At 68.8% G+C, this 26,095-nt stretch carries 18 protein-coding genes and 1 tRNA gene; 7 read left to right on the top strand and 12 right to left on the bottom strand.

All coding sequences use genetic code 11. The features are described 5' to 3' along the window. Positions 1-103: 103 nt before the first annotated feature. Positions 104-502, top strand: coding sequence for a hypothetical protein (locus tag IM778_RS14985; protein ID WP_194409620.1), 399 nt, complete (start codon positions 104-106; stop codon positions 500-502). A 23-nt stretch (positions 503-525) separates the two neighbouring features. On the opposite strand, the gene radA is transcribed toward IM778_RS14985, so the two are convergent. The 3 genes from radA to IM778_RS14970 form a co-directional block, all read right to left on the bottom strand. Beyond that, complete coding sequence (gene radA / locus IM778_RS14980; protein WP_194409619.1) at positions 526-1,896, bottom strand: DNA repair protein RadA; 1,371 nt, start codon at positions 1,894-1,896, stop codon at positions 526-528. A 66-nt stretch (positions 1,897-1,962) separates the two neighbouring features. Then, positions 1,963-2,349, bottom strand: coding sequence for a hypothetical protein (locus IM778_RS14975; protein ID WP_194409618.1), 387 nt, complete (start codon positions 2,347-2,349; stop codon positions 1,963-1,965). 162 nt (positions 2,350-2,511) lie between these two features. Continuing rightward, positions 2,512-3,465 (bottom strand): L-lactate dehydrogenase, encoded by a 954-nt coding sequence (locus tag IM778_RS14970; protein WP_194409617.1) that lies wholly within the window; start codon positions 3,463-3,465, stop codon positions 2,512-2,514. 127 nt (positions 3,466-3,592) lie between these two features. On the opposite strand from IM778_RS14970, the gene IM778_RS14965 reads away from it, so the two are divergent. Both IM778_RS14965 and IM778_RS14960 read left to right on the top strand, forming a co-directional pair. Beyond that, positions 3,593-4,507: a class II glutamine amidotransferase gene (locus IM778_RS14965; protein ID WP_194409616.1), complete on the top strand. Its 915-nt coding sequence runs from the start codon at positions 3,593-3,595 to the stop codon at positions 4,505-4,507. A 77-nt stretch (positions 4,508-4,584) separates the two neighbouring features. Next, positions 4,585-4,675 (top strand) — tRNA-Ser (locus tag IM778_RS14960). Positions 4,676-4,934: 259 nt separating this feature from the next. Here IM778_RS14960 and IM778_RS14955 read toward each other — a convergent pair. Continuing rightward, complete coding sequence (locus tag IM778_RS14955) at positions 4,935-5,636, bottom strand: response regulator transcription factor (protein WP_194409615.1); 702 nt, start codon at positions 5,634-5,636, stop codon at positions 4,935-4,937. A gap of 418 nt (positions 5,637-6,054) precedes the next feature. On the opposite strand from IM778_RS14955, the gene IM778_RS14950 reads away from it, so the two are divergent. Both IM778_RS14950 and IM778_RS14945 read left to right on the top strand, forming a co-directional pair. Beyond that, the gene (locus IM778_RS14950) at positions 6,055-7,920 is read left to right on the top strand and encodes a sensor histidine kinase (protein WP_194409614.1); all 1,866 of its coding nucleotides are present in this window, start codon (positions 6,055-6,057) and stop codon (positions 7,918-7,920) included. Next, the gene (locus tag IM778_RS14945) at positions 7,917-10,013 is read left to right on the top strand and encodes a sensor histidine kinase (RefSeq protein WP_194409613.1); all 2,097 of its coding nucleotides are present in this window, start codon (positions 7,917-7,919) and stop codon (positions 10,011-10,013) included. The genes IM778_RS14950 and IM778_RS14945 overlap by 4 nt, the downstream gene beginning before the upstream one ends. On the opposite strand, the gene IM778_RS14940 is transcribed toward IM778_RS14945, so the two are convergent. Together IM778_RS14940 and IM778_RS14935 are read right to left on the bottom strand one after the other, a co-directional pair. Beyond that, positions 9,988-10,443: a hypothetical protein gene (locus IM778_RS14940; RefSeq protein ID WP_194409612.1), complete on the bottom strand. Its 456-nt coding sequence runs from the start codon at positions 10,441-10,443 to the stop codon at positions 9,988-9,990. The two genes, IM778_RS14945 and IM778_RS14940, sit on opposite strands and share 26 nt — an antisense overlap. Positions 10,444-10,487: 44 nt before the next feature. After that, positions 10,488-11,228 carry a hypothetical protein gene (locus IM778_RS14935; RefSeq protein ID WP_194409611.1) on the bottom strand — a complete coding sequence of 247 codons (741 nt, stop codon included), beginning with the start codon at positions 11,226-11,228 and terminating at the stop codon, positions 10,488-10,490. 347 nt (positions 11,229-11,575) lie between these two features. Here IM778_RS14935 and IM778_RS14930 point away from each other — a divergent pair, with 347 nt between their 5' ends. Beyond that, on the top strand, positions 11,576-18,037 hold the full coding sequence (locus IM778_RS14930; protein WP_194409610.1) for a Calx-beta domain-containing protein: 6,462 nt from the start codon (positions 11,576-11,578) through the stop codon (positions 18,035-18,037). 302 nt (positions 18,038-18,339) lie between these two features. Here IM778_RS14930 and IM778_RS14925 read toward each other — a convergent pair whose 3' ends face one another. Next, positions 18,340-19,422 carry a transaldolase family protein gene (locus IM778_RS14925; RefSeq protein WP_194409609.1) on the bottom strand — a complete coding sequence of 361 codons (1,083 nt, stop codon included), beginning with the start codon at positions 19,420-19,422 and terminating at the stop codon, positions 18,340-18,342. A gap of 10 nt (positions 19,423-19,432) precedes the next feature. After that, entirely contained in the window at positions 19,433-19,849 is a 417-nt protein-coding gene (locus tag IM778_RS14920) for a tautomerase family protein (protein WP_194409608.1), read from the bottom strand. A gap of 109 nt (positions 19,850-19,958) precedes the next feature. On the opposite strand from IM778_RS14920, the gene IM778_RS14915 reads away from it, so the two are divergent. Beyond that, positions 19,959-21,146, top strand: coding sequence for a Gfo/Idh/MocA family protein (locus tag IM778_RS14915; protein ID WP_194409607.1), 1,188 nt, complete (start codon positions 19,959-19,961; stop codon positions 21,144-21,146). Between the two features lie 103 nt (positions 21,147-21,249). Here IM778_RS14915 and IM778_RS14910 read toward each other — a convergent pair whose 3' ends face one another. The 4 genes from IM778_RS14910 to iolB are packed head-to-tail and all read right to left on the bottom strand — an operon-like array spanning position 21,250 to position 26,077. Continuing rightward, positions 21,250-22,263 carry a Gfo/Idh/MocA family protein gene (locus IM778_RS14910; protein ID WP_194411914.1) on the bottom strand — a complete coding sequence of 338 codons (1,014 nt, stop codon included), beginning with the start codon at positions 22,261-22,263 and terminating at the stop codon, positions 21,250-21,252. A gap of 11 nt (positions 22,264-22,274) precedes the next feature. Continuing rightward, complete coding sequence (locus IM778_RS14905; RefSeq protein ID WP_194409606.1) at positions 22,275-23,192, bottom strand: sugar phosphate isomerase/epimerase family protein; 918 nt, start codon at positions 23,190-23,192, stop codon at positions 22,275-22,277. A 57-nt stretch (positions 23,193-23,249) separates the two neighbouring features. Continuing rightward, positions 23,250-25,163, bottom strand: a complete 1,914-nt coding sequence (gene iolD, locus IM778_RS14900; RefSeq protein WP_194409605.1) for a 3D-(3,5/4)-trihydroxycyclohexane-1,2-dione acylhydrolase (decyclizing) — start codon at positions 25,161-25,163, stop codon at positions 23,250-23,252. Then, positions 25,163-26,077, bottom strand: a complete 915-nt coding sequence (gene iolB, locus IM778_RS14895; RefSeq protein WP_194409604.1) for a 5-deoxy-glucuronate isomerase — start codon at positions 26,075-26,077, stop codon at positions 25,163-25,165. Before iolB ends, iolD begins: the two co-directional genes overlap by 1 nt. Positions 26,078-26,095 lie beyond the last annotated feature (18 nt).

The following is a 26,095-nucleotide window of genomic DNA, read 5'->3' as shown; positions in this document are numbered from 1 at the left end:
GTGGGTATCGTCTGCGCCGCCGGTCTCGTGATCCCGATCGCCCTGGGCCTCGCCGCCCCACGGCAGCGCCGCCGCCCGCGCGGGCGCTGACGGAGACGGCCGAATGCGAACTGCCCGGACGGTCATCGCGTCGGTGGTCGTCGGCATCGGGCTGGTGATGACGCTCGCGGCCTGCACGGCTCCGGGTCCGCTGGGCGGCGTGCCGACGTCGGGTCCGCTCGCCGTGCACCCCCGCGTGGACGCCGGGATGGACGCGCTGCTCGAGGGCACGCTGCGCCCCGAGGGCGACTGCGTGCGCGTGGTGCACGGCCAGGGCGTCGAGGCCGTGCCGAGCTTCCCCGCGGGTGATGCGTCGTTCGCGGACGGCGTGCTCACGTGGCGGGGCGACGACTACCGCGACGGTGACCCGATCTCGCTCGGCGGCGGCTTCGCGTCCGCCGATGCCGGCTACGTGCCCGAGGCGTGCCGCGGGCACGAGGTGTTCATCGTCTCGCCGTTCTGACCGCGCCGGGTGTTCCTGCTTCGTCAGAACTCGGGCACGTCATCGCCCGGCGCGCCCTTCGCGCGGGCCTGCACGTCGCCGAGGGCGCCGCGCAGGCGCCCGGAGCGGTCGTCGATGAGGTCGCGGTAGCCGAGCCGCGCCGCCTCGGCGCGGCGCTGCGCGGCCTGCGTCACGGGACGCACCTCGCCGGCGAGGCTGAGCTCGCCCACGGCGGCGATGTGGCGCGGGATCGACCAGCCTTTCACGGCGCCCGCGACCGCGAGTGCGATCGCGAGGTCGGCGGCGGGCTCGGTGAACCGCACGCCGCCGACGGTCGACACGTAGACGTCCTTGTCGGACGTCGTGACACCCGCGCGCTTCTCGAGCACCGCGAGGACGGTGGCGACGCGGGCCGCGTCGACGCCGTTGACGATGCGCCGCGGGTTGGGCGCCTTCGTGTCGATCGTGAGCGCCTGCACCTCGACGGGCATCGCGCGGCGGCCTTCGAGCGCGATCGACACGCAGGTGCCGGGCTCGCTGCTGCCGTGCCCGAGGAAGAGCGCGCTGGGGTCGGGGACTTCGGCGATGCCGGCGCCTGTCATGTCGAAGCATCCGACCTCGTCGGTCGGGCCGAAGCGGTTCTTGAGCGCCCGCACGAACCGCAGCGACGTCTGCCGGTCGCCCTCGAACTGGCACACGACGTCGACCAGGTGCTCGAGGATGCGCGGGCCGGCGATCGACCCGTCCTTCGTGACGTGGCCCACGATGATCGTGGGGAGCCCGCGATCCTTCGCGACGCGGATGAGCGTCGCCGCGACCTCGCGCACCTGCGACGGATGCCCCGCCATGCCTTCCGACATCGCCGACGACACGGTCTGCACCGAATCGACGATGAGGAGGTCGGGCGAGACCTCGTCGACATGCCCGAGGATCGTGGCGAGGTCGGTCTCGCTCGCGAGGTACAACTCGTCGTGCAGCGCGCCGGTGCGCTCGGCGCGCAGGCGCACCTGGGCGGTGGACTCCTCGGCGCTGGCGTACAGCACGCGCCGCCCCGCGCGCGCGGCCTGCGCCGCGACCTCGAGCAGCAGCGTGGACTTGCCGACGCCCGGCTCGCCCGACAGCAGGATCGCGGCGCCCGCCACCAGCCCGCCCCCGAGCACCCGGTCGAACTCGCCGACGCCGGTCGTGCGCCGGGGGGCATCGGTGGTGTCGATGTGCGTGATGGGCCGCGCCGCGCGCGCCGCGCCCGGCGACACCGGAGTCACCGAGCGCGTGATGCCCGTCTGCTCGGCGGCCTCGACCACCGTTCCCCACTGCTGGCACTCGCCGCAGCGCCCGACCCATTTGATCGTGGTCCAGCCGCACTCGGTGCAGCGATAGGGCGCGGTCTGCGTCGGGCGTCGGGCTGCGGCCATGGCTTCACTGTACGGCGGGGGAGCGACATCGCCCGCGACGGATGCCTCGGGTCGAGGCATCCGTCATCATCGATTGATCTGGTACCACATGACCACGTCGCCGAATCGAGCTCGGCCGTTCAAGACCAGGAACCTGATCGAGACCGTGCTGGGATGCTGCTTCAGCGGCCCCGACAGATCGACCGCCTCCCAGTACGTTCTGGTGTGACTCGTGTCGAAGCTCGTGGAGAGGATGTTCTCGCCGTCGAAGATCACATCGAGGGTGGAGTCCTGGAACGGCCGGACCTTGAACGCGAGGAGGGGCCGGCGTGCGAGTGCCGTGCTGATGTGCATGTCGTCCGGCACGGCGAATGCGAGGGTCTTCTCCTGCGGCTCGCCGGTCACCGGGACTCCGCGCAGGGTGAAGTTGCCGTCGCTGAGCACCTGATAGTCGGTGAGGGATGTCGAGGGCATCGTGCGCTCCTTCCGTGTGGACGGAACGTGCGCCGACGTGCTGCCCGCGCTCGGACGTTCCGTCGAAGAGGAGGAGCGGCGCGAGGGCCGGCTGATACCCGGCGGGCCGAGCGCTCCGCCCGTACGTCCGACGGAGCGCGCGACGCGGTGGGCGATCCGGCGTCAGCTGCGCAGCGAGTCGGCGACCTGGCGCAGGGCCGTGGCGGAGCGGTGGAAGAGGTCGAGCTCACGAGCATCGAACCGCGTCTCGCGCACCGGCACGGCGCCGGCGGCGCTGACCACCGACGGCACCGACAGGGCGACGCCGTCGACGCCGTGGAAGTCGCGCAGCACCGGTGAGACCGGCATCACCGCGTGCTCGTCGCGCAGGATCGCTTCGACGATGCGCGCGCTCGACAGGCCGATCGCGTAGTTCGTGGCGCCTTTGCCCTGGATGACCTTGTAGGCGGCGTCGCGCACGTCGATGGCGATCTGGTCGAGCTCCTCGACGGTCATGCGGTCGCCGCGGGGCGTCACCCACTCGAGGATCGGAACCGTGCCGATGGTGGCCTTCGACCACAGCGGGAACTCGGTGTCGCCGTGCTCGCCGACGATGTACGCGTGGACGCTGCCGGTCGACACGCCGGCGCGTTCGGCGAGCTTCCACCGCAGGCGCGACGTGTCGAGCACCGTGCCCGACGCGAAGATGCGCTCGGGCGGCAGGCCGGTGTCGTCCTGCGCGAGCACCGTGAGGACGTCGCAGGGGTTGGTGACGATGACGTAGATGGCGTCGGGGGCCGCCTCGAGAAGCTGCGGCATCATCTTCTTCATGATCCCGGCGTTGACGCCGGCGAGCTCGATCCGGGTCTGGCCGGGATCCTGTTTCGCGCCGGCCGTGATCACGACGACGTGCGAGCCCTCGACGACCGACAGGTCGCTGCCGCCGGTGATGTCGCTCGATCCGGTGAACTGCGTGCCGTGAGCGAGGTCGAGCACTTCGGCCTCGACGCGTGCGGTCGCGATGTCGTAGAGGGCGACGTGGCGTGCGGAGCCGCGGATGAGCGCCGCGTACGCCGTGCTCGAGCCGACGCTGCCGGCGCCGACGATGGTGACTTTCGAGTTCTCGATGACGGCCATGCAGCAAGTCTCGCAGGGCGACGGATGCTGCGGATACCGCGTGCGGAAGGGATGCGGTCCGCACGCCCCGGCCCTACCATGGCGGCAGCGCCCCCGCGCGCTGCGACCACGACGGACAGGAGTTGCCATGTGCCGCTGGCTGGCATACACGGGAGAGCCGTTGCAGCCGGCCGCCCTGATCCTCGATGCGAAGCACTCGGTCGTCGCCATGTCGCAGAATTCGCCGTTGGGCGCCGAGACGGTCAACGGCGACGGCTTCGGCTTCGGCTGGTACCCCGCCGGAGGGGAGGATCCGACGGTCGCCACGCCCTCTCCCGGCGCCGCCGCCGGGACGGGCGGAGCCTCTGAGGGCGTGGGCACGGCCGCGGGGTCGCGGCATCCGTTCGTGTTCCGCAGCATCGAGCCGGCGTGGAACGACCAGAATCTGCGAGAGATCAGCCGGGCGGTCGTCAGTCCGCTCTTCTTCGCGCACGTGCGCGCGGCCGCGGGGCCGCCGATCCAGCAGACGAATTGTCACCCCTTCCGCCACGACAACTGGCTGTTCATGCACAACGGGGCGATCTCGCAGTTCAGCACGATCAAGCGCGAGCTCGCGCTCGCTGTGGACCCGGCGCTGTATCCGTCGATCCAGGGGACGACCGACACCGAGATGCTCTTCCACCTCGCGCTCTCGTTCGGTCTCGCCGACGACCCGGTCACGGCGGTCGGCGCCGCGATCCGCCGGGTCGAAGAGGCGGGCCACGCCGCCGGCGTGCAGTTCCCGATGCAGGGGACGATCGCCGTGTCGGACGGCGAGACGCTCTGGGCGTTCCGCTACTCGTCGCAGGGGCGCTCGCGCACGCTCTTCCACTCGGCCGATGTGCCGACGCTGCGGACGATGTACCCCGATGCGCAGCGGCTGTCGCTCTTCGGCGATCACGCCCAGGTCGTCGTGTCGGAGCCACTCAACGACCTGCCCGGGGTGTTCCTCGAGGTGCCCGAGTCGACCGTCGCCGTGCTGGATCCGACCGGGTATCACCACCAGCCGTTCCTCGACGCGTGAGCCGCTGGTCCCGCACCGCCAGAGGGAGAGCCTGCGCCGATTCGCGGCATCCGCCCGTGTGTCGTAAACTGGACGACGGTGACGTGTCCGAGCGGCCGAAGGTGCAACTCTCGAAAAGTTGTGTAGGGTAACCCCCTACCGTGGGTTCAAATCCCACCGTCACCGCCAGAAAAATCCCTGATCATCAGGGATTTTTCCATTTCATCGTGGCAACAGTCGGCAACGGTTGAGCTACGACTGCTGTTTCGTGCAACGTCTCGTCGATGAGGCGAGCCAGAGGACCGCCCGTGGGCATCTTGCCCACGGCTGGACGCAGACGCAGACGAGACCGAAACGATCCTCCGTCTCCGCACAACCGTGGACCACTGGGGGTTTCCCCAGGGAACATGTCCCTCCAGATTCGAGGAAGAGTTGCCTTCCAAGGCACTCAACCTGCTGCCGCAGTGCCGCTTGGAATCCCGTCCGTATCGTCTTGCCCGAGGCCGCTTTCGCGCGCCCGGACGATCAGGGCGCTGCGGTCGGCCACTCCGAGTTTGCTCAGGATGCCGGAGAGGTAGTTGCGGATCGTCTTGGACGACAGAACGAGGCGGCGTGCGATCGCGGAGTTGTCATAGCCGCGGGCGACGAGATCGAGCACCTCCCTCTCACGGTCGGTCAGTTCGGGGAACACGACGGGGCCCGCCGTGCGCGCGCCGCTGAGCAGGGCCACCGCGCGGCGTGCGACGTCAGCCGCTAGCAACACGTCGCCGTCGGCGACGGCGCGCACCGCCCGTTCGACCTCGGTCGGCGCGGCGCCCTTGAGGATGTAGCCGCGGGCACCGGCGCGGAGGGAGGCGAACACGGAGTCATCGTCGCCGAGCATGGTCACGATGAGCACCCCGACCTCGGGGTTGGCGCGGACGATGCGGCGCGTCGCCTCGATGCCCGAGCCCGTGCCGAGGTCGAGGTCCATGAGCACGACATCCGGTCGGAGGGATGCCGTTGCCTCGACGGCATCGTCCTCCGATCCGGCTCTGCCGACAACGTCGAATCCGTCGATCGATGCGAGGTAGCTGGCGAGGCCGAACGCGAACACGGGGTGGTCATCGACTATGAGCACGCGGATCGCACCGGGCTCGGCATCCGTCATCGCGTGTCCTTTCCGGCGCGTCGGCTCGCGGGGTTCCTGTCGCCCAACGTACTGGCCGCGTGGTTCATCCGCACAGTGCCGCCGACGTGCATCCCCCCAGGGCGGCGGTGGCTGCGGCCGCGATGGCGATCGCGACGCGGGCTCGGCGTACTCGGAAAGTCCCGCTGCGCTTCGCCACCGTTCCTCCTCGGTCCGATCTCGCTCAACCCGTCCAACGCTAGAAGTCCCGGCATCCCGCGCGTGAGGTCCCCGTGACCCGAGTGTTCGGGACACCGATCCCTGGATTTCGGGCCCGGCGCACGACACACTGGTTCACTGCGGAGGACCCATGACGGATCGGGACCGCGGGCCGGGAGCGCCTGCGCTGAACTCCACGGCGCCTCAACGCATCTCTGCTGCCCTCGGTGTGATCGTCCTTGTGACGGCCGCGCTGGCCGCCGTCACGGGCACCCTCTTGCTCGTCACTGCGACCCCTGACGCATCCCGTCTGCCGGTGTCGCTCGTCAGCGGCGCGCTCGCGCTGGGCGCCACCGCGGCCTTGCTGCTGCGCCGGCGCATGGACGTCGTCGGCCTCGTGTGCGCAGTAGCGGCTGTCGGGTGCGGCATCACGGTGCTCGTGGCAGACCAGGATGCGACCTCAGGCTTGGGTGCGGCAGCCGTGGTGATGGGAACCGCATGGATGCCGGGAGCGCTGATCGTCGTGAGCGTGCTGGGCATCGGCGTGGTCTCGCCTAGGCGCAGCTTGCTCGCCGGCGGCGTGGCAGCATCCCTGCTCTTCTGGTCGACGACGCTGGTAGACCTGCTCCTGGACGGCGTGTGGCCGGGCATGGTGACCACTGCGGCGATCGTATGGGTGGGGGCGGCGCTCGCCGGGGGGGTCGCGCTCATCCACGCGTGGTGGACAGGCGAGGGCTCGCGGCGTGACGCCGCGGGCTGGCTCGTCGTGGCACAGTGGTCGGTGCTGCTGGCCGCAGTGCCCGGCTATGCCGACATCGGGATTCCCGACGCGTTGACGGCGCTGACCGCGACCATCCTTCCCGCAGCAGTCATCCTGCTGGCCGCCGTGCTGCTGCTGACGGGGCTCACGCGAGAGGGTGCGCCTGTGGATGTTTCACTGGCGCGTGTCGTCTTCTGGGTGCTGCTTGTACTGTCGCTCGTGGTCGCGTTCGTCGCGATCGTCACCGCAGTGGCCGAACTCGCCCCGGTGACGCCGACGACCGCCGGCATGTTCGCGGTCGCCGGCTTGGCACTGGCAATCGAGCCCGCGCGCCGGTGGGTGCAGCGGGCGGTCGACCAGCTCGCCTACGGACGGTCTGCTGAGCCGCAAGCCCTGCTTCAGGCGCTCGGGCGCGAGCTCTCGTCCTCCGGTGAAGACGTCGAGGCACCGGAAGTCGACGTGCTGGACCGCATCGCCCGCGCGCTGCGCGAATCACTTCGACTCGTCGCGGTCGAGATCGTGAGCGGACAGCCGGACGGCGTCGCCGCGACGGCGGGCCCGCGAGTCGCCACGACCAGAGCGCTGAGGATCCCCTTACCCGGGCCCGACGGTCCCTCGGGAACCTTGTCGGTGGCCGGCGCCGCCGGCGGACGGGTGGACCGCCGAACTGCGCGCGTGCTGCGGTCGATCGCGGGGATGCTCGGCCTGGCAGTGCGTCTGGCCGACGTGAACCGCGAGATCGACAAGGCCCGGGCCCAAGTGCTCGATGTGGCGGTGCAGGAGCGGCGCCTGGTGCGTTCCGAGCTCGAGGACGGCGTGGGGGCGGGTGTACGTTCGGCGCGGCAGCAGGTGATGCGCGCGGAGGCCCTTGCCGACGAGCGCCCTGGTGACGCGGGCAGCCTCCTGGAGGACGCGGCGCAGTCGCTCAGCGATGTCACGCGCGAGGTGAGAGATCTCGCGCGCACGCTCCTCCCTGGGTCGCTCGACGCCGGCGATGCCCCGGGCGCATTGGCCGAACTCGCCCGCCGGTTCGATCGTCCCCATATCGCCATCGACGTGGCCGAGTCGGCGGGAGAACCCAGTTCGTCGGGGATGGCGCTGGCTTACCATCTCATCGCCGACGCCGTGCTCGCCGCGCGCAGAGACCGCGCCGTCGACCACATTCGCGTGAGAGTGACCGCTGCAAGCGGGCTGACGCGGATCGAGATGAGCATCGCTGGCTCGGGCCACTCAGGGGAGCGGATCGGGCAGCGGCTCATGGAAAGGGCACGGGATGCCGGTGCCAGTGTCCGACCGGTCGCCTGGGGGCCTGGTGCGGTGGCCGTCGACCTGGTGGTGCCGTCGTGATCGTCGCGCCCGCCCGTGCCGGCGTCGCCGCGAACGCGACTCGCCGGCGCTGGATCGTCGCCGTCTCGGTGGTCATCGTGTCGTGGGGGCTGGCCGCAGCATCGGTCGTGCTGTCCTGGGTGTTCCGGCTGCCCGCCGAGCCGCTTCCCGGCATTTTCTTGTCACAGGCGCCCGCGCAGGTGCAATCCCGGTTTGACGACATCGGCGTCGTGGTCGCGCTGATCTACGCGCCCGTCGCCACAGTGCTGATCCTGCGCCGCCCGCAGCCGGTCGCCGTCATTCTCGCCGCCCATGCCGTCGGCTCGGGACTGGCGGCGTTCGGCGTGCAGTACGGGCTCCTCGGCGAGCAGGTTCCTGGGCTGCCATTGTGGGGTCTTCTCGCATACACGGCCGGATGGGGCTTCGTGCCCGGCACCTTCCTCACCGCGATCGTGCCGCTCCTGCTGCTGAGACGCGGACCAGGCTCTCTCGGGCGTGTGCTCATCCCGATGACATGCATCTGCGCGATGCTGGCGACCTTCCTCTCGATCACGCACCAGACCGCGCCGACTCCGTCCAATCCGCTCGCGCTGCCGTGGCCCCAGTACCAGTCCTTCGTCGTTGCGGCGTATGCCGTGACGACGACAACCACCCTCGTCATCTCCGTCGCCGCTGCCGGCATCCTGATCAATCGGTATGCGGGCAGCGCGCGCGGATCACGTCGACCGCTCGGATGGCTCACCCTCGGTCACGTGTTCCTCACGCTGTCATACGTGGCCACGGTGCTTCCGGAATCCATGACGATCCCCGAGACGGTCTGGCAGTTCGGGATGGTCGCCCCCGTCGTGGGACAGATCTTCTACCCGGCCGCCGTGCTCGTGATGGGCCTGGATAGACGGCTCCGGGGCGTCGACGTTGCCGTGAGCCGGGTGCTTGTCACCGCCATTGTGGCCGTGCTGGCCGTCCTGGCGTACCACCTCGCGACCTCGCTACTCGCGCTCGCAGGTGGCGACGGCGGAACGTTCTCGGTGTTCCTCGTCGCGGCCGTCATCGCGGTGGGCCTGCACCCCGTGCACACCATCGTGCGTCGAAGGATCGACCTGCTCGTCTTTGGCACGACGCACGACCCGTCGGGCTTGGCGACCGTGCTCGGCGACAGCCTCGGCGGGTTCGATTCCGGTCCGGAGGGGCTTCGAGCACTGGCGGGTGCGCTCCGCAGGTCGCTCGGATTCGACGGCGTCGAGATCGATCCCGGCTCTCCACTCGTCGAGCCCCAGAGGTCGGGGCGCATGACGGGCCGGGCGACCGTCATCCCTCTGGGCGTCGAAAGCGCCGGCGTGGTGCGGCTGGCACCGCCGGACGGCGCCGCCGTACGGCCGGAGGAACGGGCCGCGCTGGAGGGGATCGCAGGCCTGATCACCGCGGTCATCCAGCTGGCGGAGGCGGGCGTGCGAGCCAAGCGCGCGCGAGTCGAGCTCGTCGATGCGCAGCATGAGCAGCGCCGGGTGCTGCGTCGCGAACTGCATGACGGCATGGGACCAGCACTCGCCGGCGCCGGGTACAGCATCGCCGCGGCATCCAATCTCCTCGCCCAGGGGAAGGCTGGCGAGGCAGGACACATGCTGCGCCGCGTCGAGGAGCAGCTCCGCGAGCGAGAACGCGCGCTGATCGGCCTGGCCAAAGGACATGTCCTCGACCCGGTGGAGGCCGAGCTGGCCGATGGGCTGGCCGACCTCCTCGCGCGGTTCGACGATGCGGGCCCTCGGCTAAGCCTGCACGCCGCGTCGGGAGTGTCGGCGGTGGACGCCCGCACGCGCCGGGCGCTGCTGCTCATCGCCTCCGAGGCACTGGTCAACGCGGTGCGCCACGCACGTGCCACCCGGATCGAGGTCCGGCTCACGCGGGCGAACGGGACCGCGGCGCTCGAGGTGCACGACGACGGCGTCGGCATGCCACTCGAACGGACTGTCGGGGTCGGAGTCACCTCGATGCGCGAATGGGCCGCGAGCATCGATGCCGATCTGCGGGTCGAGGCGGTGCCGGGCCGCGGAACGCACGTGACGGTGCGCTTCGCGCCCGCGCCCACGATCACCCCGTCGACACGAGCGCGATGACGATGCTGCCCTCCCCGGGACGAATCTGGAACGAAACCGCCCCACCGTCACCCACAAGCATCTCCCCTCCGGTCGGCGACGTCTCGCGGGCAACCGAGTAGCCGCCCAGAGCATCCTCGTAGTAGGCGAGCACGGCATCGGCCGTCGCGGGTGTGGCGTATGAGATCGACTCCGAGCCCCCGTCGCCGAGCGCGCTCGCCGTCAGACAGAGCGTCGAGCCGGCGGGCGGCTCCGGCCAGTCGGCGGGCAGCGCTTCGACCTCGGCCAGGCTCGGCGTGCCGATCGCGTGAGGGAACGCGTCCGCGCATTCCTCCGGTGCGTCGGACGAGGCGTCCGCCGTCACTTGCTCGGCGGGTTTCTCCGCCTCGGGCTGCGGGGCACCGGTGCATCCGGCCAGCGCAACGGTGAAGGCCACGACCAGCCCGGCCATGACAAGGCCACGTGGGATGGCGCCTTGGGCGCCCGGTATCCGGTTCATCGCTCGCCGCCCGCGACGCCGCGACTACCGATCAGCATCCAGGTCGACACCAGCGCGAGCGTGAGCCCGCCCACGGGACCGGCGAGCCCCGGCACACCGGTGACCACGTAACCCGCCACGACCAGCAGCGCGGCACCGGCCGCGAGCGTGCCGGCGATGCGGGACACGGCGCGCTCCGCCCACGCCATCCAACCGAGCGCCGCGAACGACACGATGACACCGAACCACGGGATGAACGCACCGAAGTCGGTCAGCGCGTAGAAGATCAGCAAACCGCTGTCGTCGAAGCTACCGAACTCCGCTCCACCGTGGCCGTAGAGGGCGAGTGACCCCTTCCACCCGTACGCGAGTGTCAGGCCGGATGCTGCGACAAGGAGCCCCGCTGCGACGACACGAGCCGCGCCCGAGCGTGGACGTGCGCGCTCGACGTGCAAGCGCCAGAGCGAGTGGAATACGATCAGGCACGCCACCGCCGCGAAGCCCACGAGGAACCCGAGCTGGTTCATCAGCGGATCCAGGTTGGCCATGTCGGCGGCCGTCGCGGCGAGAACGCCGCCCTTCTCATAATCGGCCTCTGTCCACGGGCGCACGTCCAGCAGGATCGTGGCGACGAACCCGAAGAGACCGGCGAGGATGCCCCACAGCATCCACAGCCGGCGTACGCGAGGCACGCGGGCGTCGGTGGTGGCACGCGACTCTACGAGCGGCTGCCGCGCGGGAGCGGGTGAATTGGTCATGGCGACTCCACATCTCAAGAACGGATGCCGGGATACCGGCGCCCACCAGGTTCGACCGCCCGACGTCCCGGGCGCGAGGGCGGTTCGTCACCACTGTGTGGGCGATGGCGTCGGGCACAGCGAGGCACAGACAGGAGTCAGTGCCACGCCGCCAGCGACTCCGGCTCCGCGCCGGTGGCCCGGCTGCTGGCACCGGCACGGAGCAGGACGCCCAGGCGGGTAGGCACTCGGGAACAGGACACGGGTCCGTGGAATCCGGGACACCCACGCGGGCAGGGTGAAGGGGCCGCACGGGTCTCGCGCGGCAGCGGGCCTACGCCCGCGATCACCCAGACAGGCACCTCTTCATGTACGCACGATCGACCACCCGGGTCAGCCTCACCCGCACTCTCGGCCTCCTGCTCGCGGTGCTGCTCGGAATCACGGCGCAACCGTTCGCGGCCCGCGCGAACCCCGCAGACCTGCTGTACTTCGGGGACGGCGAGCCCATGATCACTGCGGGAGCGAACGGCGGAATCTACGCGAGCGGAGCGATCTCGAACGTGCCGCTGTGCCTGTTCGGAGGGACTAACGACTGGGCCTTTCCCGCCGCACGAATCTATGTGGTCGCCGCCGGCAGTGCGCAGGACGGGGCGCGCATGACGCAGGCTGACGGCACCGAACCAGCCGTCGTCATCGGTACGGGTTCCACCGGTGCATTCATCGACGAACTGCTGGCGGTCACAGGACCGCAGGGTGCGCTCACTGAGGGCGTCTACGACGTGGTGATCGACAACTGCCAGGACGGGTTCTACAACGCGGGGGTCGACAGCGTCTACGGCGGCGTGATCACGGTGAGGTACCCGGCCGTTCTGCCGCCGTACGCCACGTGGATCGGTGAGATGAAGGACCGCGCGAATCAGCTCGGCCGCATGTGGCTGTACAGCAACTATCTGGCGCGAGCGCTGCAGGCCCTCTCCTCCTATGAGGCGCCGATCGCCTGGCTGGATCACCTCTGGCAGTCCCGAGGATCGATCCTGGACGCGATCAATGACGTCAAGTTCGAGACGAAGGTGATCCGCTTCCCTTCCGGAGGACCGTGGGCCACGTTCCAGAGTGCGATCAACTACGCCGCCAGCCAGTCGGATCACTACAAAGCCATCGCCGAGGACCCGCCGGATCACGACTTTCAGCACTCCACCGCGATCCCCAAGATCGAGACGCCGGTCGCCGATGCGGCGTATGGCCCGTGGGCTGCGGTGCAGGGCATTGCGAGCGAGGCGGCGACCGAGGGTGGGGTGGCAGCCGCCTATCTGCGATCACTGGAGCGCTACCAGGGCGCGACGGTCGCAGGAGACCCGGAATGGGCGCTTCGGCACGCCCGGGAGCTGCGGGACCTGAGTCTCACGCTCGCCGGAGCCGCGGAGCGCAGCGCTGAGGCGATGGATGTCGCTCGCGCATCGCTCGACCAGATGCCCGCGTACGATCAGCGCAGCCGCCGACTGATGGAGTGGGCGAGCGGGGTGGGCACGAGCTCGTGGACTCCTGCCGAACTGCGCACGCTGGCAAACCTCGGAGTCACTCCCGAAGAACAGGACGCGATCCGGCAGCGCCTGGCCGAGACCGGGCACATGCTCGCCACCGATTCCTGGGATCTGGCACGGATGGACGACCACTACCGGGAGCATGCCGCGCTCCAGCGGGGGACTGCGCAGGAGCTGCGCACGAGCGCGGGGCAGCTGGACGAGACGATCGCAGGCCTGGAGGCACAGGCCGCTGTGCCGAAGACCGCACCGCGCGCCCACGCCGGCGGACCGTACGTCGTCGCGGCCGGTGAGGTGGTCACGCTGGACGGTTCGGCCTCGGCGCCGGGAGAGGGTGGAGGGATCGCCTCGTACGCGTGGGACACAGACGCCGATGGCGAGTTCGACGACGCGAGCGGCCGGCTCGCGGAGATGGCGATCGGGCCCGACAATCCCGGCGTCGTAAGTCTGCGGGTCACCGATGCGGAGGGGAGGGAGGCGACCTCATACGCGCCTCTCGCCGTCGACCGCGGAGCAGGTCCCGAGGTCGGGCTGATCGATGGGCAGCACGTCGACGCGTTCGTGGGCGACGAGTTGACCGTAGCCCCCGAAGTCGAAGGTAACGGTGCCGGGCTGACAGTCTCGTGGACGCTGGAGGGACGCGAGATCGGCGGTGGACTGCCGCTCGTATACACGCCGACGGAGGCTGATCTCGGCGTGCGCGGTCTGGACCTTCGCGTCACCGACGCCCTTGGGCGCACCACGACCGTGCGTTGGTATCTCACCGTGATGCGCCCCGACGCCGACGACGACGGCTGGAGCGCGACGGCCGATTGCGACGACGATGACGCGCTGCGCCACCCCGGCCGAACCGAGGTGGTCGGAAATCGCATCGACGACGACTGCAACGACGGCACTTTGGACGCTCCGCACGGGGCGATGCCCGGACTGCCCGTTTCGTGGAGCACCGCGAGCAGTCCTGACCATGCTGCGGTCGGTCGGTCGATCTCCGCGGCGCTTCCCGCCGACCGTCCGCACGCGATCGATCTCCTCGACCACACCACCCGGCGGATCATCGCCGGTGACCGCATGGGGCTTGCCCTCACCGAGGAGGGCGCGCTCTGGTCATGGGGCCGCTCGGACGGCGACCAGCTCGGCAACGGCGCGAGCGGTGAACGGTTCCAGCCGGGGCCGGTCGTGGGGCTCTCGGGCACGGGTCAGCTCGGGGCCACCGGGCCGCGGGTGACCCACGCCGACACGAACCGCATCGGCGTCGCCGTGCTCGATGACGGCACGGTCGCATCCTGGGGGCCCAACGCGGGCGGCGCGCTGGGCACAGGGAACGAGGCGGCGAGTAGCCGCGTGCCGGCGCTCGTGCGGGCTGGAGCAGACCTGCTCGGCGGGGTCACGGATGCCGTTTCCGCGGGTGGGTTCGCCGCCTTCGTGGCCGATGGCGACCTCTGGGTGACGGCGGGGGCCTGCGGCACGAGCGGCGGTGAAGACCCCGCATCTCGCCCGCGCACCGCGGCGAAGGTGGAAGATCTGCCGGCCGGCGTCGAGCGCATCGGGGCAGGCGAAGGTCACTTGCTCATCGCGCTTCAGGACGGCTCGCTGTTCGGCTGCGGCGACAACAGGCAGGGGCAACTCGGCGAGGGTGAAGGCAGCATCGGATCGCCCGTGCGGATCGAGCTCGAGATCGGAAGCGGTGAGGATCTGGAGCGCGCGGAGCGCCCCGCACGTCTGGCCGCCGGAGACGGCTTCTCGCTCGTGCTCGACGCCGCCGATCGGCTCTGGACGCTCGGCGCCGGCGACCCTCAGTCGCGACTTGTCGAGCTTCCGGAAGGCGCGGTGGTCGCGCACCTCGAGGCCGGTGGAGAGCGCGCCGCGGCGGTGCGCGCCGACGGCTCGATGGTGGAGTGGGCAGTTGCATCCGGTAGCCCGACGGTCACAGAAATGCCCGCCGGCACATTGGTGAACAGCGTCTCCCTCGGAAGGGACGGCGAACTGCGCTTCGCTGTCACGACCCAGGGCCAGGCAACTCTCGCCTGGGGGCACCCGTTCGAGACGCGGCACGAGGGCTGGCCCGCTCACATGAGCACTCCGTACGTCACGGATCTGCCGGCGTACACCGACATCGTGACCAATGCGAACAACGCGACTGCTGCGATCTCCCCCGACGGCCGGGTGTGGTCATGGGGCCGCATCGAGTTCCGAGGCGACGCTCCCCCCGCTCCGTGGTACACCTCGACGCCCGGCCCTGTGGTCGGGGTCGACGGTCAGCCGGGAACGCAGCTGCGGGCGAAGAAGTTCGCGCAGAGCGGTGAGGACAGCATGTCGTTCATGGGTGCTGTCCTGGACGGCGGCCAGGTCGCCGTGTGGGGCTCGAGCGGCCACGCGGGCGCCGGCACCATCGGAGGAGTGCGTCGCTACCCGACGCTCGTGCGCACGCCGGACGGCACCGCGCCACTCAGCGGCGTGCGGCAGGCCGGCCTCGGCCTCAACGTCAACCTCGTGCTGATGGAGGACGGCAGCGTGATGAACTGGGGCGCCGGACAGTGCTCCACGTCCGGCTACGAACCGCTGCCGAGGCGTGTGGAGGGCTTCGGCACCGACAACCGCAAAGTCGCGGTGACCCGTGAGGCATCCTTCGTCGTGAAGCGCGATGGCTCGCTCTACTCGTGCGGCCGGGTCGGAACCGGGCGACCGACCGGAGAGGACACCTACGACATCGAACAGGTGCCCGGTATGGGGCCTGGCAGCGTCGTCGACATCGCCACCTCGATCGCGGGCACCGTCGTCCTGAAAGCCGACGGCACCCTGTGGGCCTGGGGGCAGGATGGCACCTGCCAGCTCGGCTGCACCGAGGGGCAGTCCCCGCAGCAGTCGTTCCGCGCGACGCCCGAGCAGATCAGGCTGCCCGAAGGCCCGCCGGTGGTTTCCATACACACCAGCGGAGGGATCGGCTTCGCGATCCGTGAGGACGGGAGCGTGCTCGCATGGGGCCGCAACTCCGACGACCTGGGCATTCCCGGGGCTCCCGGGGTCGTGGCGACGCCCACGCCGGTGCCGATGCCCGGCGACCGTCCGATCTCGAAGATCGTCGGTGGGTATGCGGGCCTGCACTACCACCACTACCTTGCGCTGGCGGGTGACCCGGTGGCGCGACTCGCCGAGCAGCGCGGGCCGGGCATCGAGGTATCCGTCGCGGACGCGGCCGTGGCCGAAGGCGAGACAGCGCGGCTCGAGGTGACGCTGAATCATCCCGCCGGGATCGACTACCAGCTCGCCTTCCAGACCTTCGACGGCAGCGCCATCGCGGGCACCGACTACGAGAGCGCGGCGAGCAGCGTTGTCATCCCTGCGGGTCAGACGGGCGTCGTCATCGAGGTGCCCACGATCGACAACGCCATGACGCAGTCCGGCGTCGAGCGGTCCTTCGAGGTGCGTCTTTCGGATGCTCCCGCCTGGGCCGGCATCTCGGATGCGAGCGCGTCGGTGTCGATCGCCGACAACGACCCCGTACCCGCGGTGGGCATCGCGGGGCCCGGGAGCGTCGTGGAGGGTTCCGCCGGCGGGCGAGAGGCATCCTTCACGGTGACCTTGGACCGCCCGAGCGCCGCTGCGGCATCTGTCCTGTGGCGCACCGAGGACGGCACCGCGCACGCCGGCGGTGCCGTATCGGTCGCCGGCGACTACATCGCTGGCTCGGGTGTGGCGGAGTTCGCGCCGGGGGAGACGTCGAAGACCTTCTCCGTCGTCGTGAACGGCGACGCCGAACTGGAGCCGGACGAGACATTCTCCATCGCGCTGTCGGATCCACGCGGCGCGGAGTCCGGTGGGGTCACCGAGATCACCATCGCGGACGATGAACCGTTGCTCGTGAAGACCAGTGACCAGACGGTGATCGCTCCAGCGCCTGGTGAGGCGGAGGTCACGGCGTCGTTCACGATCTCGGCGCCGCAGCTCCTTCCCGGCGAGACGCTCAGCGTTCCATGGTCGGTGTCCGCCCCCTGGCAGGGTTCCGGCTCGGCGCCGCCGGGCATTTCAGGCAGCGGCACCGTTGAATTGACTGCCGATGCGCGCGCTGCCGTCGTCGTGGTGACCGTCGCCGCTGGTGACCCCCAGCCGCGCCTCTTCCGACTCGATGTGAGTGGGGCAAGCTCCTCCTCCGGGCGCGCAGTCATCGCGGAACACGGATCCGGCACCGTGAACCCCGCAGATTCACCGATTCCCGACCCGCTCGCACTCATCACCGGTCCGAGCGAGGTGCAAGAAGGCTCCTCGGCGACATTCAGCGCCGCCGACTCCACCGGATCGGGCCAGCTAGCCTACGCATGGGATCTCGACGGCGACGGCGAGACGGACGATGCCGACACGGAGAACGCGCAGGTCAACTTCCCGGTGTTCGGCTCCCGGGTCATCCTGCTTCGGGTCACCGACGATCGGGGTATGCAGGCCACAACGAGCCGCCTTGTGACGGTGCGGAACGTCCCGCCAGCGATCGCTGCGCTCGAGGACGTCACGCTCGGATCTGATGGCCAGTTGCGCGTGGCCGGCGCGTTCGTCGATCCCGGCGCGAACGAATGGACCGCCACGGTGGATTACGGCGACGGGGAAGGGGCCCAAGCGCTGCCGCTGAACGGGCAGGCGTTTGCGCTGGATCACGTCTATCGCACGCCAGGCGCCCGCACGATCACCGTACAGGTATGCGACACGGGCCGGGCCTGCGGTTCAGGATCGTTCACCGTGACGGTCGACGCGCCCCCGCCGGTGCTGTCGGGTATCGATCCGATTCGGGGGCCCGAGGGCGGCGGCACGCGGGTCGCTCTCACCGGCGCGCATCTCTTCACACCCCCGGGCACTCTTGGAGAGGCGGCAGAGTTCCCCACGGTTTTATTCGACGGGTCAGCGGCGACGGACGTCACTTGTTCGCGCACCCCGAGCGGTCCGGAGGAGGAGCCGCGCGACCTCTGTCTGGCGACCACTCCGGCGCACGCGCCGGGCGCCGTCGAGGTCACCCTCACGGTCGCAGGGGGGTCGAGTGCGACACTACCGGACGCGTTCACGTACACCGGTCGGACCGATCCCGATCCGACCGATCCCGGACCCGGCAATCCCGGGCCGGCGGTCCCAGCAGAACCGGGATCGGGCAACCCTCCCGGCACAAGCGCGCAGCAGCCGCGCGAGTTGTCCGAGACGGGGACCGGCCTCCCCCCGTGGCTGCCTGCGATTGCGATGCTTCTCCTGTTTGCCGGATCAGTGGCCTTCGCGCTCCGCAGGCGTCCTGTGCGCCGCGAGCATCAGTAGTGCGAGGAAGTGCACCACCGCCCGCCTTGTGAGAAGCCCCTTCCCCGCCAACAGACAAATTTGCAGGGAAGTCCACGCGAGGGCAGGGCAGACGTTGCGCACCTTTCGCGCGCCGCAGACGCCCCTTCCATTCGGGAGCGTCTCCGGCTGCACGACAAGCTGCACGCCGACATGACGGGTCGCGACGACGAGAGCGCGTCGAGAAGGCCCGGCCTCGACTTGCGGTGAGTAGGCCCCCCAACTCGCAGTGGGGCAGCGATCCTCGGCGCTCCGGGGCGAGCGATGTGCCAGACGAAGATCCGTCAGGCGGGTGGCACGATGACGTCCCGCACCAAGGCGTCAAGCTGCGCATCGGCGTCGAGGAACTGGCGGAGTGTGTTGCGTGCGGCGCCGAAGTCGGCGAATTCTCCCGCGCGAAGCCCGTCGACGTCATAGGCTCGGCGGAACTCGCTCAACGAATGAAGCTCGTCGAGAACCGCCGTGGGGACGGGTTCTGCGATTCGATCCCGAGCGGGGATGCCATTCGCGTCGATGCGGTGCTGCCAGTCGAAGGGCGGCGAAACGACGAGGTCACCGCCCACCAGTTCCGACCACTGCAGGTGGTTGCGGAACGCAGCAGACAGGATGCGGCTGCGGAACCCCCGCTCGCGGAAGATGGCATATGCCTTCTTGAGAGCCGCGACGCCGGCCCAATCGAGTGTTCCCGGAGCCGTGAGGATGCGGTTCTTCGCCGTCCAGGTCTTCAACCAGTCATCGAGCCGTCCACCCATGATCGTGACGACGTGGCCGAACTCCTGGTCGGGACGCCCTGCCTCGCGCCGGCGCTCGAGCGCATGCTCGAGTGCCGCGCCGACCGCGACAGCCTGGGGAACGGTGAAGCTGAGGGTGGCGTTGATGCTGACCCCCTGGAATGCGGCCTCCTCCATGGCGTGGATACCGGTGTCGGTAGCCGGGATCTTCACGATGATGTTCTCGGCCAGCTTCGAGAACTGGACGGCCTGCGCCACAAGTGCCTCGGCATCGCGGTGCAGACGAGGATCGGTCTGGATAGACAGGCGCCCGTCGCGACCGCCACTTTCGTCGAACGCGGGTTTGAGGAGCTTCGCGGCCTCGACGGAGAGTTCTTTGACTGCTTCCCAGCCGAGCTCAGACTCTCCCCAGGTCGGGTGCTCGACTGCGAGTGCCTGCAGTCGAGGCGTCCAGTATGCGGGGTCGTTGCGGATCGCCGTGAGGGCTATGACGGGGTTGCAGGTTGCGCCGACCGCGCCGAGTTCGATGGAGCGGCGAAGCTCAGCGGGGTCAGCAGAGTCGTTCCACAAGACCGTAGGGAATCGTTCAGCTGCCCGGGCAAAGGGACGGACCGGGGAATCGGTGAGGCTGGTCATGCGGCGTCCCTCACACTCCCGCGACGTTCGGCTTCGCCGCCGGCACGGCGAGTTCGCCAGTCAGATACTGCGCGCGGCCGAAGCCGAACGACCAGTCCTGCGGGCCGTTCTCGACGTAGCCGATGAAGACATCCTCGCCGCCGACACCCACCTCAGCGAGCCGGGTGGCAATCTCGGCGTAGAGGGCTTGCTTCGTCTCGTCGGTGCGGCCGCGCTGGGTGAAGATCTGGATGATCACCGGGTCGGCGCGGTCGAAGCCGAGGCCAGCATCCTCCGCGACGATCGTGGTCGCCGGGCGAGAGGTGAGGACCTGGAAGCGATCGCGAACCGGGATGCCGTAGACAGCGACGATGGCATGGTGCACGGCCGCGGCGATCTCGGTCGAGTTGGTACGGGCGTCGCTGTGGTCGATTCGAACGAGAGGCATGCGCGTTCCTTGAGTGGGAGAGTAGTTTGTCCTATCATATGCACATGAACTAGGAATGCCAAGCCTGGTCGCAACAACTGCACACCGAACACGATTGGAGTGGCGCTCAATGAAGAACCGCCGAACACTGAACGTCGGACTCATCTCGGTGGGCTGGATGGGCAGGTTGCACTCGCGCGCGTACCTCGCCGCGGCTCAGCATTTTCCGGAGCTCCCGCTTCGGGCGTCGCTGCATACGGCCGCCGACCCGGACGAAAGTGGACGTCGGTATGCGTCCGACGTCCTCGGCTACCAACGGACCGTCCAGGACTATCGCGATCTTCTCGCCGACCCGCAGATCGAGGCGGTGTCCATCTGCTCACCGAACTTCTTGCATCACGAGATCGCGCTCGCTGCCATCGGTGCCGGGAAGCCGTTCTGGATCGAAAAGCCGATGGGTCGTAGCGCTGACGAATCGCGCGCGATCGCAGAGCGCGCTGCGGATGCGGGCCTGGTCACGGCCGTGGGCTTCAACTACCGCCACGCTCCGGCGCTGGCCGAAGCGCGGCGGCTCATCCGTGGTGGGGCACTCGGACGCATCACGAACCTGCGCGTGAGCTTCCTGGCGGACTACTCGGCAGACCCGTCCGGGGCGCTCACATGGCGCTTCAAGCGATCCCAGGCCGGCTCGGGTGTCGCGGGCGATCTGCTGTCACATGGCATCGACCTGGCGCAATTTCTCGCTGGTCGGGTCTCAAGCGTCACGGCGGCGAGCGAGACCTTTATCAAGGAGCGCCCTCTGCCGTCGGGCGGTGCTGCGAGCCACTTCAGCAGCGGGGCCCTCGGCGGGCCGACGGGAAAGGTCGAGAACGAGGACTACGCCGCTGTCATCGGCCGGTTCGAGTCAGGTGCAGTGGGCGTTTTCGAGTCCAGCAGGACGGCGGTGGGGCCGAGAGCGGAGTACAGAGTGGACGTGTACGGCACGAAAGGATCTTTGCGCTGGGACTTCCAGCGCATGAATGAACTGCTCCTGGCCGACGACCGCGCTGGCTATCGCACCGTCATGGCGCAGCCAGGATTCGGAGACTTCGGACACTTCCAACCTGGTGCCGGTACCAGCATGGGCTTCGACGATCTGAAGACGATCGAAGCATCGTTGTTCCTGGGGTCCATTCACGAAGACCGGCAGCTCGCGCCGTCAGCCGCGGACGGCTGGGCGGCAGCGGAGGTCGCTGACGCCGCATTGAGGAGCGCGCGCGACGGCCGCTGGGTAGACGTTCCTCAGGTCACGGGCACGACGACATTCGATGCGAGCTGACGCGGCCGCGTGCGCTACCCGATGAGCTCCCGCAGCTGCAACCACAACACCTCGTCAGCCTGTCCTCGGCGAGGACGCTCGACATGGCTACTCCGTTACGACGTCAGGCGTAGAAGTCCGGCCGGATCGCCGCTTCAACCGGAATGACGCCCCCATCGAGCGCCCGAACTCCTGCCTCGCACGCCAGCGCCACGACGTAGCCGTCCCACGCGTTCGGACCATCGACGAGTGAGCCGTTGCGAACTGCGTCCACCCAGCGCTGCACCTGGGTGTCGTATGCCGCGGCGAACCGCGTGGTGTAGGAGTCGTGGTCGCGAACAGTGAAGCTGCCAGCACGCCATTGCTGCAATCCGGCGGGTTGTCCTATTCGGGCGATGCCGCGCTCGAAGACAGCTTCCGTCGCGACTTGATATCCGAACTGCGCGCTCGCGCTCAACTCGACATCGACGAGGACGCCGTTCTCGAGTTCCATGATGACCAGAATCGGCTCTCGGAGCCGTTCCGGTGCGAGTGAGTTCCGACGGGGGTACTTGACCTCGATGGTCTTGATGGTGGAGCCGGCGATCCACGGCACGACATCGATCTCGTGAACGACCGAATCGGTGATCATCATGGACTGCATGTACGACTCGGGCACGGACGGGTTGCGGTGAACTCCGCGGACCATGAGAAGCGCGCCGGCGTCCTGGGAGGCGACCAGGTCGCGTAGTGCCGAATACTCGGCGTCGAACCGTCTCATGAACCCGACCTGGATGTGAGGTCTGTCCAGTTTCTGCTCCAGTTCAAGCACCCGCATGGCTGAGGTCGAGTCGGGGGTAAGTGGCTTCTCGCACAGCACCGGAAGACGAGCTTCGAGCGCCGGCACGAGCACAGGCTCATGGAACTGGCCGGGAACCGCGATGAGGACTGCGTCCACAGCGCCGGACTCGATAGCGTCCTCGACGCGCGCGAACACCGCCGTTCCGGGCGCCTGCGCTGCCGCCGCAGTCGCTCGCCCTTGGTCGGAGTCGACCACCGCCGAGACCACAGCGCCCGAAGTCCGCTTCGCAATCCGAGCGATGTGATCGGCGCCCATGATGCCGGCGCCGACAACGCCGACGCGCAGGTCTCCGCCCATCTCCGGCGCGCTCATGCCCACATCCGCAGCGCCTCGCGGTTCACACGCTGGTCGTCGGCGCGCGCGATCCGGAACTGGTCGAGAGCGATGTCTGGCCCGTTCAGGACGTCCTGCTCGACGACGATCCAGCCGTCATATCCGGACTGGTCCATGAGGTTCATGACGCCTTCCAGGTCGACATCTCCGCGCCCGAAGGCGACGAATGAGCCACCGGACCAGACCTCAGTCATGCCTCCGCCGGCTTCCAGGATGCGAGTGAGCGCAGCCCGGTCAACGTCCTTGAGATGAAGATGGTTGATTCGTGATCCCCATCGCCGAGCCGCCTCGACGGGGTCACCACCCGCGATGTAGAGATGGCCGGTGTCAAGGGTAAGACCCACGTCGGTCCCTTCGAGGAAGAGGTCGACTTCCTCCGGAGACTCGACGAACGTGCCTGCGTGATGATGGAAGGTCGGCTCGAAACCGGCGTCCCGGACGATGCTCGCCGCCTTGTCCACGTTCGCGTGGAGACGCTCACGCGCGTGCGTGGACAGCGGGTCCTTCTCGGCTCCGCGCCCGGGGTTGGCGACGCGCAGGGCCGATCCGTCGTCCGCAAGCGTCGGCAGCGGCAGTCTCCCCGGCCCCCGCTCGGCCGCTTCCGAGAACGCACGCAGCGTCTCCCTGAGACCGGGGATGGAGGCTTCGAACGCCTCGTCGTCGGTGAACGGGATCTGGATCCACCCGCCGGCAAGATCCAAGCCGAAACGGTCGAGCCTGCCGCGCAGTTCGTCCCCCCGGCCGAGAAGCCCTGCCGGACCGAGATCGATACCGGCATAGCCGGTCGCCTGAAGAATCTCGCCGATCTCATCTGCGGTAATGGTGGGCGCACCGTCAGGGGTCAGTTCGAACACGCCGAAGCTGACGGGAGCGCCCGCGACTGTAGCCTTCATGCCCTAAGCCATTCGCGAATCGTGTATGTCATGTGTTCACCGTTCTTCTCTGAAGGGTCAGCCGAGGAGGGGTCGCTGCGGCGTCCGCTGCGCGAGGTACTCCTCGCGTGCGCGCTGAGTGGATTCGAGCGTCGAGACTGCCGGCACCGGAACGTCCCACCACCCGAGGCCATCGGGTGCGTACACGAGGGGGTCGCTGTTGATGTGAATGAATGTGGATCGCTCGGAGGCCTTCGCCTTGGTGACCGCGCTCTTCAGATCGTCGATGGCCGACGCCCCGGGCTCGATCTCGATGACATCGAGCCCGTAGCCACGGGCGTTCATAGCGAGGTCGACGGGCAGAATCTTCTCGCCTTGGAAGTTGCGGGCTTCGTTGTCGTACTCCCGGTACCAGGTGCCGAACCGCTCCGACCCGACGGTCTCCGAGAGGTGCCCAATGGAGGCGAACCCGTGGTTCTGGATGAGGACGACGATGAGCTTGATGTCCTCGGCGACAGCCGTCACCAGTTCGGTGTTGAGCATGAGATAAGAGCCGTCGCCGACCATGACGATGACGTCGCGGTCGTCTCCGTCGGCGAGAAGGCCGCGCTTCGCGCCCAGACCGCCCGCAATCTCGTATCCCATGCATGAGAACGCGTACTCGACGTGGTAGCCGAGCGGATCGCGTACCCGCCAGAGCTTGTGCAGGTCGCCCGGCAGAGATCCAGCGGCCTGCACGATGACGTCCCGGGGCGCGGTGCTCGACTGCACGGCTCCGATGATCTCCGGCTGACCAGGAAGCTCGCGGCCCGACGGCTGGAAGGCGGAATCCACGGCCGCGTCCCACTTCGCCTTCTCACGAGCGATGCTCTCGCTGTACTCGGGGGCGATCTCAAAACCTTCGAGCTCGATGGACAGTTCGCTGAGCGTCTCCCGCGCGTCGGCGACAAGCGGAAGCTGCGAGCCGTGCTTGTACGCATCGAACGAGGCGACGTTGATGTTGACGAACAGCACGTCCGGGTTCTGGAATGCCGTGCGTGAGGCGGTCGTGAAGTCGCTGTATCGCGTACCGATGCCGATGATGACGTCAGCTTCGGCGGCAAGACGGTTGGCGGCCAGAGTTCCAGTCGCACCGACGCCGCCGAGGTACTGCGGATGATCCCAGTTGAGCACGCCTCCGCCTGCTTGCGAAGTGCCGACCGGGATACCGGTTGCCTCCACCAGAGCGCGCAGCTGCTCCTCCGCACCGGAGTAGATGACTCCGCCTCCGGCGACGATGAACGGGTTCTTGGCATTCCGGATGGCTGCTACGGCCCGGGCGAGCGGGGCACGCTCGGGCAGGGGGCGACGGATGTGCCATTCGCGGTCCTGAAGGAACTCGAGCGGGACATCGAGTCCTTCCGCTTGGACGTCCTCGGGGAGCGCGATAGTCACAGCGCCGGTCTCTGCGGGATCCGTCAGCACGCGCATTGCTGCCAGCGCAATCGAGTACAACTGCTCGGGACGCTGAACCCGGTCGAAGAATCGCGACAGGGGGCGGAAGGCATCCGTTACCTGAATCCCGATGTCCCACGGTTGCTCAAGCTGCTGTAGGACCGGGTCGGCGACCCGCGTGGCGAACGTGTCGCTCGGAAGCAGGAGTGCCGGGAGCCGGTTGGTCGTGGCCAGCGCTGCGCCGGTCAGCATGTTGGCGGCCCCGGGGCCTACGGAAGCAGCGGACGCATAGGTTCCGCGGCGACGGTGCATGCGCGCGTATCCGACCGCCTGATGCACCATGGCCTGCTCGTTTCGGGCCTGATGGTAGGGCATCAGATCCGGCTGCTCGACATTCACCTGCTTGAGCGCCTGCCCAACACCCGCGACGTTCCCGTGCCCGAAGATGCCGAACATGCCGGGGATGGTCCGCTCCCGGATATCCCCGTCAACGGTCCACTGGTGCGCCAGGAACTCCACGAGTGCCTGACTGACTGTCATCCGCTTGGTCGAGCTCATCAGCGGTGGCCCTTCTTGTCGTCGGTGAACGGAAGCCGGTCATCTACGTCCTGCCCAGCCCAGGTGTCACGCACCCACGAGTGGGCGGGGTCGTCGCTGATCAGCCACTCCCGTTCGGGGTCGGGTCCGGCCATGACGTTGAGGTAGTACAGGTCGTACCCGGGTGCAGCTACCGCCGGACCGTGGTACCCGTAGGGCACGAGCGCGATGTCGCCCGTGCGCACCATCGCATTGATGTCGATGTCACCGGCGGGCGAGGAGTACGTGGAGAACATTCCGAACGACGCATCCGTGGAGGCTTTCGCGCCAGCGGCCGGCGCAGTCTCGAAGTAGTAGATCTCTTCCAGACGCGACTCATGGCCCGGGATGTACTCATCGTGCTTGTGCGGTGGGTACGACGACCAGTTCTCCGCCGGTGTGACCACCTCGCACACGATGAGCTTGGCGGCATCCAACGCCTGCGGTGTGCCGAAGTTGTGGACTTGGCGACTGGAGCGACCAGACCCGCGCAGCTCGATGGGAGTGTCGGACGCCGAGATGTACTGCCACGGGCGGGACTCCATAGCGGGGGCCTCGGTCACCGCGACCCGACCACGTCCTCTTATCTCGGCGGTCGTTCCCGCCGGCAGGTAGAGAACATCCGTGGGACCGTCGAAGACGGACTTCCGACCGTGCAGTTTGGTTTCCCACTCGCCCGGGAAGTGATGGTGGGTCACAGCGAAGGACCCCGCGAGTGGGACGATGATCCGCTCGACATCTCGGGCTTCCAGGGCGAGGTGCTCAGAGTCGGCGACGTTGGCGACGCGAATTCCAGTGTGCTGCCAGCCGGGCGTCCTTGCGTCGACGACACTTTCCCACCCGTCGCGGGAGAGGTCGCCTCGGCGATGGAACCAGCGCTGCTCGGAAGTGCTCATGTGGTCTCTCGTGCGTCG

Source organism: Microbacterium cremeum, assembly GCF_015277855.1.
Lineage (GTDB): Bacteria > Actinomycetota > Actinomycetes > Actinomycetales > Microbacteriaceae > Microbacterium > Microbacterium cremeum.
The sequence above is the reverse complement of the archived record's forward strand: the minus strand, read 5'-3'. Positions and strand labels throughout refer to the sequence as shown.